10 protein-coding genes are annotated in these 13,102 nt (G+C 72.6%); 3 read left to right on the forward strand and 7 right to left on the reverse strand.

Translation table 11 applies throughout. From position 1 onward, the window contains the following. The first annotated feature begins 69 nt into the window (after window positions 1-69). Window positions 70-603 carry an SRPBCC family protein gene (locus ACFWVP_RS05415; RefSeq protein WP_384493790.1) on the forward strand — a complete coding sequence of 178 codons (534 nt, stop codon included), beginning with the start codon at window positions 70-72 and terminating at the stop codon, window positions 601-603. A gap of 58 nt (window positions 604-661) precedes the next feature. On the opposite strand, the gene helR is transcribed toward ACFWVP_RS05415, so the two are convergent. Both helR and ACFWVP_RS05425 read right to left on the reverse strand, forming a co-directional pair. Continuing rightward, the gene (gene helR / locus ACFWVP_RS05420) at window positions 662-2,815 is read right to left on the reverse strand and encodes an RNA polymerase recycling motor ATPase HelR (RefSeq protein WP_384493792.1); all 2,154 of its coding nucleotides are present in this window, start codon (window positions 2,813-2,815) and stop codon (window positions 662-664) included. 592 nt (window positions 2,816-3,407) lie between these two features. Next, window positions 3,408-4,931, reverse strand: coding sequence for a glycoside hydrolase family 43 protein (locus ACFWVP_RS05425; protein ID WP_384493794.1), 1,524 nt, complete (start codon window positions 4,929-4,931; stop codon window positions 3,408-3,410). A gap of 287 nt (window positions 4,932-5,218) precedes the next feature. On the opposite strand from ACFWVP_RS05425, the gene ACFWVP_RS05430 reads away from it, so the two are divergent. Together ACFWVP_RS05430 and ACFWVP_RS05435 are read left to right on the forward strand one after the other, a co-directional pair. Further along, window positions 5,219-5,587, forward strand: coding sequence for a hypothetical protein (locus tag ACFWVP_RS05430; protein WP_384493796.1), 369 nt, complete (start codon window positions 5,219-5,221; stop codon window positions 5,585-5,587). Between the two features lie 53 nt (window positions 5,588-5,640). Next, window positions 5,641-6,207, forward strand: a complete 567-nt coding sequence (locus ACFWVP_RS05435) for a DinB family protein (protein ID WP_384493797.1) — start codon at window positions 5,641-5,643, stop codon at window positions 6,205-6,207. A gap of 31 nt (window positions 6,208-6,238) precedes the next feature. Here the strand turns inward: ACFWVP_RS05435 and ACFWVP_RS05440 are convergent, their stop codons facing one another. The 5 genes from ACFWVP_RS05440 to ACFWVP_RS05460 are packed head-to-tail and all read right to left on the reverse strand — an operon-like array spanning window position 6,239 to window position 12,864. Then, the gene (locus ACFWVP_RS05440) at window positions 6,239-8,380 is read right to left on the reverse strand and encodes a prolyl oligopeptidase family protein (RefSeq protein ID WP_384493799.1); all 2,142 of its coding nucleotides are present in this window, start codon (window positions 8,378-8,380) and stop codon (window positions 6,239-6,241) included. Continuing rightward, complete coding sequence (locus tag ACFWVP_RS05445; protein ID WP_384493801.1) at window positions 8,377-9,750, reverse strand: MFS transporter; 1,374 nt, start codon at window positions 9,748-9,750, stop codon at window positions 8,377-8,379. The genes ACFWVP_RS05440 and ACFWVP_RS05445 overlap by 4 nt, the downstream gene beginning before the upstream one ends. Continuing rightward, window positions 9,747-10,697, reverse strand: coding sequence for a DUF6895 family protein (locus ACFWVP_RS05450; protein ID WP_384493803.1), 951 nt, complete (start codon window positions 10,695-10,697; stop codon window positions 9,747-9,749). Before ACFWVP_RS05450 ends, ACFWVP_RS05445 begins: the two co-directional genes overlap by 4 nt. 2 nt (window positions 10,698-10,699) lie before the next feature. Continuing rightward, entirely contained in the window at window positions 10,700-11,887 is a 1,188-nt protein-coding gene (locus ACFWVP_RS05455) for a radical SAM protein (protein WP_384493805.1), read from the reverse strand. Continuing rightward, window positions 11,884-12,864, reverse strand: coding sequence for a DUF6895 family protein (locus ACFWVP_RS05460; RefSeq protein WP_384493807.1), 981 nt, complete (start codon window positions 12,862-12,864; stop codon window positions 11,884-11,886). Before ACFWVP_RS05460 ends, ACFWVP_RS05455 begins: the two co-directional genes overlap by 4 nt. Window positions 12,865-13,102 lie beyond the last annotated feature (238 nt).

Raw genomic sequence — 13,102 nt, forward strand, 5'->3', positions numbered from 1 at the left:
TCCGAGCCGCTCGGCCCGTGCAGGATTCCCGTACGGAGTGGCAGACGACCGCTTCCACAGGGGGAGAACATGCGTGACACCGACCTGCCCGCCACCCACCGCGAGGTCCACATCGCGGCTGCTCCCGCACGGGTCTGGGAGATCGTGGCCGACATCGAGGCCATGGCCGGATGGAGCCCCGAACTGGTGGACGTGGAGTGGCAGGGCGACGCCTACTGCCCCGCCGTCGGCGCCCGCTACGCCGGACGCAACGAGCACCCCCGCAACGGCACGTGGCGCACCATCTCCCTCGTCACGGAACTCGTGCCCGAACGCTCCCTCGCCTGGTGCGTCCTGGATGCCGACGGCCGCTACGCCCGGGCCAACGAGGATCCGGCGCGGCGCATGGCCACCTGGTCCTTCGCCCTTGCCCCGGCCCCCGACGGCACGGTGCTGCGCCAGTCCGTCACCATCGGCCCCGGCCCCACCGGCCTGAACGCGTACATCGAGCGCGCCCCCGAGAAGAAGGCGGCGATCGTCGCCTATCGCCTGGACGAACTCGGCAAGGGCATGGACGCCACACTGAACGGCATCAAGGCGGCGGCGGAGCGACGGCGGGACTGAGCCGGCGGGGCCCGTCGGCCGGGAGCCGGAGCCGGCTGCCAGGCACCTCCGATCTGTGTCAGGGGCTCGTGAGGACGACGAGCTGCCGGGTCGCCCGGGTCATCGCGACATAGCGGTCGACCGCCCCTTCCACGCCCGTGCCGAAGGAATCGGGGTCCACGAGGACCACCAGGTCGAATTCGAGCCCCTTCGACAACTGCGGGGTCAGCGACCGGACGCGGGACGTCGACCGGAACGAGGGGTCGCCGATGACGCAGGCGACCCCGTCGGCGTGCGCGGCCAGCCACGTGTCGAGGACCGGCCTCAGGTCCGACACCGATCCGTGGACGACGGGCACACCGCCGCTGCGGATGGAGGTCGGCACGTTCGCGTCCGGGAGCGCGGCCCGGATGACCGGCTCGGCCTCCGTCATGATCTCCTCCGGCGTCCGGTAGTTGACGCTCAGCGACGCCAGGCTGACCCGGTCGAGCCCGACGCGCTCCAGGCGTTCCTGCCAGGACTCCGTGAACCCGTGCCGGGCCTGGGCGCGGTCCCCGACGATGGTGAAGCTCCGGGACGGGCACCGCAGCAGCAGCATCTGCCACTCCGCGTCGGTCAGTTCCTGGGCCTCGTCCACGACGATGTGGGCGAACGGGCCGGCGAGCAGGTCCGGTTCGGCCCCGGACAGCGCGCTCCCGTCGATCAGGGTGTCCTGAAGGTCCCGACCGCGCAGCATCCCCACCGCGCCCTCGCTCTCGTCGATCTCGGTGTTCTCCAGCAGGCTGTCGATGGCGTCGGCCCTGCGCGCGCGTTCGGCGGCGACGGCGGCCTCGTTCCGGCGCCTGCGCCGCGACGCCTCCGGGTCGCCGACCCGCTGCCGTGCCGCGTCCAGGACCGGCAGGTCGGACACCGTCCACGCCTGGGCGTCCGCACGCCGCAGCCGCCGGACGTCCTCGGGGCCGAGCCAGGGGGCGCACCTGCGCAGATAGGCCGGCACCGACCACAGGTCCCCGACGACATCGGCCGCTTCCAGCAGCGGCCACGCGCGGTCGAAGGCGGTGAGCAACTCCCCGTTCCGCCGGAGGGCCGTGCGGATCAGATCGACCGGGCCGTCGCCGTCGTACTTCTCCATCAGGAGCGTGATCAGCTCCTCCCACACCTGGTCACGCGCCTCGTTGTGCGGAGCCCCCGGGCCCGCCGACTCGAAGGCCACGGCCCAGTCGTCGGCGCTCAGCCGCAGGTCGGCCCATTGCGTCGAGACCGTCATCCCCTTGGCGGGCGGCTGCTCGTAGAAACCGACGGCCGCCTCGACCGCCTTCACCAGGTCCGCGGACGACTTCAGGCGGGCCACGTCCGGGTCCCTTTCGGACACAGCCGACGCCCCTTCGGGGACGAGGTCCCGCAGCGTGCAGGTCTGCACGCCCTCCTCCCCGAGACTGGGCAGGACGTCGGCGACGTAGCCCAGGTAGGGCTGGTGCGGGCCGACGAACAGCACGCCGCCCCGCCGGTGACCGAGGCGCGGGTCGGAGTAGAGGAGGTAGGCGGAGCGGTGCAGCGCGACGACGGTCTTCCCCGTACCCGGGCCGCCGTCGACGACGAGCGCGCCACGGGACCCCGCACGGATGATGGCGTCCTGGTCGGCCTGGATGGTGCCGAGGACGTCCCGCATCCGGGGCGAGCGGTTGCTGCCCAGGCTTGCGATGAAGGCGGACTGGTCGTCGAGCGCGGCGTGCCCCGCGAAGCCGTCCGAGGTGAACACCTCGTCCCAGTAGTCGCTGATCCTTCCGCGCGTCCAGCGGTACCTGCGGCGGCTCGCCAGCCCCATCGGGTTGCCGTGGGTGGCCCCGAAGAACGGTTCCGCCGCGGGGGAGCGCCAGTCGAGCAGCAGTCGGCGGCCCGTGCTGTCGGTGAGGCCGAGCCGCCCGACGTACACGGGTTCGGGGCCGTCCGTGCCGACCATGTGCCCGAGGCACAGGTCCAGGCCGAAGCGGCGCAGGGCCCGCAGGCGGGTGGTCAGCCGGTGGACCTCCATGTCCCGGTCCATCGCCTGCCTGCCGATGCCGCCGGGAGCCCTGCGTTCGGTGTCGAGCTGGTCGGTCAGCTCGGCGATCGACTGCTCCAGGCATTCGGCGACGGCCGCGAAGTGCTTCTCGTCGGCGGCGATCAGTGCCGGGTCGGCCTTGGGGGAGAGGCGGTCGGGAAGGTCGAACGCGCTGGTGGTCAGGGGGTTCACGTAGTTGGCTCCGATCTGGGGTCGCTCGCCACCGTTGCGCACGGCAAGGTGTCTGGACCGGTGTTGCGCACGGCAAGGTGTCTGTCGGGGTGACGAATCCGGCGGCCGTGACGAGTGGCGCTCGCCGGGGTCCGGGTTCTCGCGTTCAGGGTTCCGGGTGGTGCGTGTGGGGGCGGGGGGTCCCGCTCAGCCGATCGCGTCGAGCCGCATCGCCGTGACCGCCGCTGAGGGCGCCGCGCACCTCTGCGCCTCCGCGCCGGATGCCCGCCGCTCCACCACGCCCTCACGTGACCCGTACATGAACAAAAGCGCACGCACTTCCTCAACCCCCCACTCCGCAGCTTCTGGCCCAGGCCGATGATTCTGCGGCACGGAGGGGGCCTTGCGGCAAGGCCCCCCATGCGCTATATGTTGAGAGTGGAAAGGAGTGGGTACTCCTCCTTCTCCCCTCCCGTCCTCCGAGACGAAGACCACCACCCCGTCGCGCAGCAACGGCGTCAGAGCTCTGCCCGAGGGACACCCCGGCCGCTCGGCGCCCCCGACCGGCCCGACCCCGCCGCGGCGGACGTGGGGCCGGTCGGGCGAACGTCCGTCAGGCCGAGCGCAGTTCGAACCAGTCGAAGGCCGCGCTGCCGTGGGTGGCGTACATGCCGACGACACGGCCGGTGAAGCCCCCGGCGACCTCCGTGGTGAGGTAGCGGCCGTCGAGTTCGGCGAGGATCTCGAAGTCTCCGTCGGCCGTCTCGTACCCCAGGCGCAGAGTGTCAGGAGCGCCGACGCGCAGGCCCGGCGGGACGGCGCCGCGGACCGTGACCGTGGGGGGCAGGACATCGGTGGTGGTGATGTCGATCCGCAGGGTCACGGGGCCCGACGGCACGCTCCGCTCGGCGACGGTGTGGCACAGCGGGCCGATCCGGGCGACGGCGCGGACGACGCCGTCGGCCCTCTCCACCTGGTAGTGGTGGGCGTCGTCCAGCCGCACCGCGAGCCCGGCCCGGCCGCCCTCGGCGACATCGGCCGAGGTACGCGCGCTGCAGTCGGGGTCGCGCTGACGCCGTCCCACGAAGAGCGCCCCGGGCTGATCGAGGCTGTCCTTGCCGGCGTGCAGCACCAGATGGTCAGGCCGCTCGTCGAGGCGGACGGCGGCCGGGGCGTGCCCTCGGGGCGTCACCCAGCACGGTGCGAGCGCTGGGGAGCCGAAGTCGTCCCGGTCCGGCTCGGCCGGCCAGGGGTGCGGCGTCAGCGCCGGAGCGGGCGCGCGCGGTTCCGGCGGGCCGGGCAGCGGCCACTCGTCCTCCCAGCGCACCGGCACCAGGAACGTCTCACGGCCCATACCGTGGAACTTAGGTGTGTCACCGCGGGGCCGGGTGCCCAGCAGCACCATCCACCACGTACCGTCCTGCGCCTGCACCAGATCGCCGTGGCCGGTGTTCTGCACCGGGTGCCCGGTGCTGCGGTGGGACAGTACGGGGTTGTCGGGGTGCGGCTCGAACGGCCCCGGCAGGGTGCGGGCCCTGGCCACCGACATGGCGTGCCCGCGCTCCGTGCCGCCTTCCGACAGGAGCAGGTACCACCAGTCGCCGATGCGGTAGAGGTGCGGCCCCTCGGGATACTGGAGCCCGCTTCCCGACCACATCGCCACGGGCTCACCCAGGAGTTCGCCCGTCTTCGGCTCGATGCGCACCCCGTGGATCCCGCCCGAGGAGAACACGCACCAGCAGGTGCCGTCCTCCTCCCACGCCAGGTCGGGGTCGATGCCCGGGATACCGACCGGCACCGGCTCCGACCACGGCCCCGCGGGATCCTGAGCGGTCACCAGGAAGGTGTCCGCCCCGCCGACGACGGTCGTGATCATCCAGAACAGGCCGTCGTGGTACCGGAGCGTGGGCGCGTACACCCCGTCCGACGAGGAGACGGTCTCGGGCAGGTCCAACTGCGAGGGCCGGTCCAGCGCGTGCCCGATCAGCCTCCAGTGCACCAGGTCGCGGCTGTGCCACAGCGGCACCCCGGGGACGTACTCGAAACTGGACGTCGCCACGTAGTAGTCGTCGCCGGCCCGGCAGATGCTCGGGTCAGGGCTGAAGCCGGGTATCACGGGGTTGTCGAAGAACGTCATGTCCGTCCTCAGGAATGGGGTCGGGGCGTGGGGAACCGCCGCGCGCGGCCGTGAGGTCCGGCGACGCGGCCGGGGCCGCGGTCTGCCGTCCGACCTGGATCGTTGAAGCGCTTCGAAGCTCGCAGGTCGACGAGAGGATGTCAACGGGCTGGGCGTAGCCCCGGGATTTCCGGAGACAAGCCGGTTCGTGAGTTCGCCCATGATTGCGTGTGCCGGTTGTCCCATCGAGATCCGTCGAAGCGCTTCGATGGGATAATGGGCAGGAATGCCCCCGCCCCGGACGGCACGTGGCGGACTCGGGACGTGACGGGCGGCGCCCGGACGAGACGTCCGTGCAGGTGCGGACGGAGGCCGTCGACCGGCTTCCCGGCGAGCGGGTCGGCGTCGTCCGGGACGACACGGTCCGTCGGCGGTCCCCGGAACCTGGTCGAGGGTCCGGTACCGGCGCCCGCTTCCGGGTCGCCATGAAGCGGAAGCCGTCGCCTGCCCTGCTCGAACGCCTCGCCCATGACGCGGACGAGTCGGTCAGGCCGAGGGTCCGGGTCCTCCGCACGGGACGGGCACACGCCCGAGGAGACACCGGGATCCTTCGGCGTGACCCCTGGAGCGAGGTCCGCGCGGCCGTGGCGGGCCGGCCGGAGCCGGACCCGCGGTGATCACCTGTCCCCGGTCCGTAAAGAAGTGGCGGGCCGGGTCCCCTCGGACCACCATGGCGCGCATGAGCGACGAACCCGCACGATGGAGCCTGGCCACCACCTACCCCGACATGTGGGCGGACCCGGAGGACGACCCGCGCAACAGCCAGGGAGCCGGTTCGGAGGGTGAGCTCGCGACACTGCGGGACTTCCTGGCGGACTACCGCAAGACCCTCCTCATGAAGTGCGAGGGCCTGGACGCGGAGCAGTTGGCCCGTCGGTCCGTTCCGCCGTCGACGATGTCGCTGCTCGGCCTGATCCGGCACCTCGTCGAGGTGGAACGGGACTGGCGCACCTGGATCGACGGCGACCCGGTGCCGAAGCTGTACGGCCCGAGGGACGCGGACTTCGACGGGGCCGTCGCCGAACAGGATCTGGTCGACGCCGCGTACGCCGACCTGGAGCGCGAACAGGCCGCGACCGACGCCGCGTTGGCCGCGCATCCGGACCTGGGCGAGCGCCTGGGGAAGGACAGGATCGCCGTCCGCGAGCTGATGGTGCACAGGATCGAGGAGTACGCCCGCCACTGCGGACACGCCGACCTGCTGCGCGAGTGCGTCGACGGACGGGTGGGCCAGTGACGAGGAGCGTCACCGGCCGCGCGAGGAACCGCTAGGGTCCCTCGTCCCGGCCGCCGGGCGCCGCGAGACCCACGTGTGCCGCGAGGAAGGCCAGGCACTCGGCCTGCAGCGCCACCACGCTCGACATGGCCCGGTCACCGTGGCCCACACCGCGTTCCAGCCGCAGCAGGACCGGCCCGGTGCCGGAGGAGGCGTGCTGCAGGGCGGCGCACATCTTCCGGGCGTGCAGCGGGTCCGTCCGGGTGTCGCCGTCCGAGGCGGTCAGCAGCACCGCCGGGTACGCGGTGCCCGGAGTGACGCGGTGATAGGGGGAGTAGCCGAGCAGGATCCTCAGCCGGTCCGGGTCCCTCACACTGCCGTACTCGGGCACCCAGCTGGGCCCCAGCCCGGAGAGCTCGTAGCGGACCATGTCCAGGAGCGGGGACATGCACACGACGGCCGCGTACTTCTCGGGCCGCTGGGTGAGGGCCGCGCCGACCAGCAGCCCGCCGTTGGACCCGCCCATGATCGCGATCCGGCCGGCGGACCACCCCGCCGAGACCAGGTGGTCCGTCGCGGCGTCGAAGTCGTCGAAGGTGTTCTGCTTGTGCTCCCCGCTGCCGGCCCGGTGCCACTGCTCACCTTCCTCACCGCCGCCGCGCAGCCCCGCCCAGGCGAACACCCCGCCGGCCCTGACCCAGGCCAGTACCAGAGCACGGTAGCGGGGCGACATCGTCCCGCCGAACCCGCCGTAACCGGTGAGCAGGGTCGGGCGTGGGACGTCCGGACGGCCCGTGGGGGAGATGACGAACATCCGTACCGTCGTGCCGTCCCGGGACGGGAATTCGACCTGCCGGGTGACCGCGCCACCGACCGTCCCGGCGTCCCGCGCACCGTCCTCGCTGGGTGCCGCCCGGTGTGTCCGCGCGTCGAAGCGGAACACCCGCGGCGGCGTGACGAAGTCGGTGTACGTGAACCAGGCGTCGTAACTGCCGTGCGGACCGGCCGAGAAGTCGCCGACCGCGCCGGTGCCGGGCAGCGGCACCGTGGCCACCTGCCGGCCGTCGGTCAGATCGTGCACGGTCACCTCCGCCACCGTGCGGCGGGTCCAGGCGGCCAGTGCGAGAGGGTGCGGGAGCTCGGGACCGGACAGGACGACGAGGTGGGTCAGGATCGCGTCGGGCCGTTCGGGGATCACCTCGCGCCAGGCGTCGGGGCCCAGCCGAAGATCGGCCGGCCGGCAGGCGACGACGTGACCGCGCGGGGCGCCGTGGTCGGTGCGCAGCCACACCGGGTCGTCCGGGCCGGTGTCCGGCACCGCGCACAGCCGGGTGACGGCCCCCATGCCCTCCTGGACCGGCCGCAGCAGCGGGCGGTCGAGCGGGCCCGCGGTCAGGTCCGCCAGGTAGAGGTCGGTGCCCCGGCCCGTACCGAGCGTGGCCGTGACCCCGAGCCAGCGCCCGTCGGCCGTCACGGACACGCTGTAGAACTGGGTCCGGTCGCGCCCCTCGCCGAAGACCAGCGCGTCCGTCCCGGGCGCTGTCCCGACCCGGTGCAGGTAGACCCGCCGGTGGTAGCGCTCCTCGCCGGGGTTCAGCCGCGGGTCCAGCTGCCTGACGTAGTAGAACGCCTCGCCGCCGGGCAGCCAGCCGATCGACGACTTCCGCACCCGGTCCACCGGACCGTCGACGACTTCGCCGGTGGCCACGTCGATCACCCGCAGCAAGGAGTCCTCCGTGCCGCCCCGGGAGACCTGGCAGACCATCAGATCGCCCTCCAGGGACGGCTGCCAGGCGTCGAGCACCGTCCGCCCCGACGGGTCGAGCGCACACGGGTCCAGCAGCACCCGCTCGGTGCCCTCCTCGCCCTGGGCCACCGTCACCACGGGATGCTCCCGTCCGGCCTCCTGGCGCAGCCGGAAGACCCTGCCGCCCCGGACCTTCGGAGCCGTCGCACGGTCGACGCCGGTGAGCGCCGCCACCTCCGCCCGCCACCGCTCCAGACCGGGCAGGGCCGCCCGCTCCGCCTCGTAGAGGGCGTCCTGTTCCGCGCCCCAGCGGTGCACCGGCCCGGCCTCGGCGTCCTCCAGCCAGCGGTACGGGTCGGCGACGGGCAGCCCGTGGATCTCCTGCACGAGGTCCTGCCGGACCGCATCGGGGTACCGGTGCCCCACCGGTCGGATGACGGAGGTCACTTGGTTCTCCCTCGGGGTGTGGCGGGCAGCGGCTCATCCGGTGCGGCGGCCGGCCCGGGGTCGGGTTTCTCGGGGGCCTCCGTACGCGGGAGAGCGGTCCAGGCGTAGACGCCGGACAGGACGACGAACACCCCCGACGCCGCGAAGACCGTGTCGACGGGGCCGAACCGGATACCGGCGAACGAGCCCGCGACGTCCCGCAGCACGGAGCCGGCGAGCCAGCCGGACAGCACCGCGGAGAGCATCGACGCCAGCTGCGTCACCGGATAGAACACGGACACCACACGCCCCCGGTACTCGGCGGGCGCCGCACCGAGCAGGAGCGGTGCCATCGCCGTGTTCAGCATGGTGAGCGGAACGGTGAAGAGGAACAGCAGGACGACGCCTCCGACGAAACCGGTCTGCCGGGAGTAGACGAGCAGCAGGACGCCACTCACCAGCAGACCCGCCCAGGTCGTCCGGCGCGCCCCGATCCACTGCACCACACGCCCCGCGCACAGCGCGCCGACGATCCCGCCCAGCCCCATGGCCGTACCGATGTAGCCGTAGAGGTGGGTGGGCATGTGGAGGTTGTCCGTCGCGAAGAACACGTTGAGCGTGCTCAGGGCACCCGTACCGAACTGGCCGATCACGGCGAGCACGATCAGCGCGACCAGGAACTTGCTTCGCCGGAAGAAGCGGAGTCCGGCGGTGAACTCGCCGAACACATTGGCCGGTTGCCGGGCGCCGCCGGTCCGGCCGGCGGCGGGTGCGGGACGGCCCGCCCCGATGGAGCGGATCACGATGTACGACACCGCGTACGAGACCGCGTTGAGGAGCAGCGCCCACTGGAGACCGGCCGTGAAGAGCAGCGGCGCGGCGAGGGGCGGCCCGATGATCCAGGCGGTCTGGGCGGTGGCCTGGGCGATGCCGGCCGCCCTCGCGCGGTCGGCCTCCCCGGTCACCAGGTCACCGATGACCGCGAAGCGCGCCGGTGTGAAGAACTGGGCGGACGCGTTGAGCATCAGCACGGTCGCGTAGACGAGCGCGAGCCACACCCCGACGGGGAGGGCGTCCACCGGGAGGAACGACACGAGGGTCAGCACGGCCACCAGCCCGCCGCGGACCACCTCGGTGCGCAGCATCGTGCGGCGCTTGTCCCAGCGGTCGACGAACACCCCGGCGAGCGGGCCGACGAACAGGACTGCGATGCCCGTCGACAGCAGGACACCACTGACCGCCATCGGCGCCCAGGTCTCGTCCTTCGCCAGCACGGTGGCCACCCAGAGCACGAGGGTGGTGCTGAAGACGGCGTCCCCCACGGACGAGACCGCCTGGCCGATCCAGAGCCTGGTGTAGTCGCGGTTGATGAGTATGAGGCGTGGGGTCATGACGTTCTCCCCGACGAGATGATCAAGGCCATCAGGGCCGTCACCAGGGTCGTGTGGTACGCCCTGCGGAAGAACTCCGCGGCCGTGTCCGACTCCGTCGCCCTGAGCGTGGCCGACCGGCCGGGGACCGCGCCGTCGGACTGCTGCGCCTTCACCAGACATTCCACGGCCGCGGCACCCGAGGGCGTGCGCAGCGGATCGGTGCCCAGGATGAACTGGGTGAGGACGAGTTCCGCGGCCAGGTCCCACCGGTCGTGCGCGACGCAGTGGTCCAGCATGCGGCTGACCAGGTCCTGTGCGCCCGCCGCCGCGTCAGCGGTCAGCCCTGGGCGGGTCCGGCCGAAGTCGCCGAGGTAGAAGGCGGTGTGCGTCAGGGCGTACGCCTGCGGGGTCGGGAGCGGTGCCGCGTCCCCTTCCTCCGGTGCCGCGTCCCCCGGCGCCATGTCCTCCGGTGCCGTGTCCTCCGGTGCCGAGGGCTGGTACGCGACGAGCGGGCTGAGCGGGACGAGGCCGGCGTACGGCTCGATCCCGTGGGTGACACCGGCCTTGTCCGCGTAGTAGCGGATCTCGATGCGCTCGTACGGGGACTTCCCTTGCGGAGAGAGGAAGGCGGGGTCCAACCGCAGCGACGGGCGGTCGACACCGTCGGGGGCGAGTGCCGTGTAGATCAGCCCGTACGAGGACGCGTGCTTGGGATGGACGTCGAAGAGGTCGGGGAAGTCCGGACGCCCCCACAGCGTCCGGACCAGGTCCCTCGCCCCCGTCAGCGGCGCGGGTGAACCGTCGAGGCGTGCCGTGCAGTGGCACAGCAGTGCCAGTTCCAGCGCGGCCTTCGCCTTCGCGTGCGTCGCCGACGGGGCGCTCGACGAGTAGGGGTCGAAGTGGTCGAGGCTTCCCCCCAGCCAGTCGAGCGCGCCGTCGGAGAGCTGGTCGAGTGGGGAGGCCATCGCTACAGGCGCCCCGTCTCGGCCAGGTGATCGAGCAGCGCCGTGTCGACCGTGTCACGGAACTCCGTGAGCGCCCGCGCGCCCTCGTCGTAGCGGTAGAGGTCCTCGCACGCGATCCAGCGGTCGTCGGCCTTCGTACCGGACCGGTAGCCGTCGGCGACCGTGCCGACCTCCCAGTCCGGCTTGCCCGCGGTCTCCCAGCAGCTGGCCAGGGTTCCGTCCGCGCTCACCACCGCCCCGTAGCGGCCGCCGGAGTGGCCACAGGTGGTGCAGGGCCGGCGGGCACCGGGGCGGCTCACGGTGAAGCCGAGGGCGAGCGCCCGGCGCTGCCACCGGATGAAGGCGGCCGAGAGTTCCGCTGTGTGCAGGTCGTTGGCGTATCCGATGCCGATGTCACCGACCCGGGCGAAGTACAGCGTGCACCGGGCGGGGTCGAGCGCCGCCGAGAGGCGGCCGATCAGGCTGTCGATCCCGTGGAAGTTCTCCTGGGAGACGTTGACGCGCAGGGTCCACCGCAGGGGTGCGGCCTCGGATGCCTGGACGACGTTGCGGACGATCGTGTCGAAGGTACCGCCGCCGTCCGCCCTGCCGATCCGGATCCGGTCGTGGTCGGGGCGGTCGCCGTCGAAGGTGACCTGGACGGAGTCGAGTCCGAGGCCGGAAAGCTCGCGCGCGAGGCGCGGGGTGAGCAGAGTGGCGTTGGAGATCATCCAGGCCGACGACTGCCCGAGGTCCGCGGCCCGTTCCAGCAGTTCCAGGCAGCCGCGCGGGTTGAGCAGGGGCTCTCCGCCGAAGAGGAGGATCCTCAGCCGCTCCAGGCCGGCGGCGGCCATCTGCCGTTCGGTGAAGTCGAGGACCGAGGTGATCGTCCGGGAGGTGAGGCGGCTCCGGGCGATCCGGGGCGGGCGGCTGCCGCCCGCCGGGTCCTGGGCGGTGTTCTGGAAGCAGTATCCGCAGCCCAGGTTGCAGTGGGTGCTGGTGAGGACGGTCAGTGCGTAGGAACGGACCGGCCGGGTGGCGTACATGCCGCGCTCGTCCAGCCAGCGTTCCGTCTCGGGCAGCAGTGTTCCGTCGGGGGTGACGTGCCGGGAGCCGAGGCGGACGATTCCGCCGGCGCCCAGGAACCACCAGTTCCGCTCGCCGCGCAGCAGACGCTCGCCCCCGGTACGGGTTGCCTGGTCCAGGCTCATCGCTCGCCTCCCGCCGTGTAGGCGCCCGCCGTGGCCAGTTCGCCGGACCGGCCGCCGGTGACGACCAGCATGGCCAGGGCCGTACCGAGGGTCGACTGGTAGGCGCGCCGGAAGAAGGCCACGGGCGTGGCGTCCGGCGCGGCCCGCTCGGCCAGGGACTTCCCGGGTATCGCCCCGTCGGGCGTCAGGGCCTGCTCCAGCATCCGGACAGCGGCCACCCCCGAGGACGTACTCAGCGGATCCACGCCCAGGCAGTACTGGGCGAGCACCAGCTTCCCGGCCAGGTCCCACGCACCCTGCCGCACGCAGTGCTCCGTGAGCCGGTCCACGACGTCGACGGCCCGCTCCAGGTCACCCCCGGTCAGGCCGGCGTCGCGGAAGCCGAAGTCACTGAGGTGGAAGACGGTGTGCGCGATCTCGCAGACGTCCAGCTCCGCCACCCGCAGCGCACCGGCCCGGGCCAGCAGACTGGACGCGTACAGCTCCTGGTAGGACGCCAACCGGTGCCCAACGCCCGCGAGATCGGCGTAGAACCTGGTTTCCAGCTGGAGGTACGGCGACTTGCCCCGCTCCAGAGAGCCGTCGAACTCCGGAGCCGCGCCCTCCCGCAAGCCGTCCCGCGCCGGTGCGACGCGGGGTGTGTCGGGGGCGCCCGTGGCCGGTGCCAGCGCCGCATACATCAGCTGGAACTGCCGTGCGTACCTCGGGTCCGCGGTGAGGAGACGGGGGAAGTCCGCGCGCTGCCAGGTGCGTTCCACCACCGCGGCGGGCGCGACGAGATCGGCGTCCGCCGGTGCGATCCTGCGCCAGGTACGGCAGAGCAGGGCGAGCTGCAGCAGTGCCTTCACGTGCGGGGTCGCCGGGAGCTCCGCGTGGGCGGCCGGGGAGCCGAGGTAGTCCGCGTGGCGCCCCATCCAGTGCCGGGTGCTCGTGGACAGACGCTCCGCGGCCTCGAGGCCGACTGATCGTGTACCCATGGTCCTCCTTCGGTGTGGCGGAGGCCTGGGCCGTCCGCTCGACGATGTCGGCCGCGCGGGCCGCGCTGTCCGTTGCGGCCGGCCGGCCGCCGAGGGCGCCGGTGCGGGAACAGGCGCGGAAAAACAGGCGCGGGCTGCCCGGTTCGCGGCGTGAAGCCGGAGCCGGGCAGCCCGCGCGATGCTCAGGAAAGAGCGCTGCTGTTGTTGATGATGCAGCCGGCCTCGAGCTCTTCGTCCT

This window comes from Streptomyces sp. NPDC058637 (assembly GCF_042717325.1).
GTDB lineage: Bacteria > Actinomycetota > Actinomycetes > Streptomycetales > Streptomycetaceae > Streptomyces.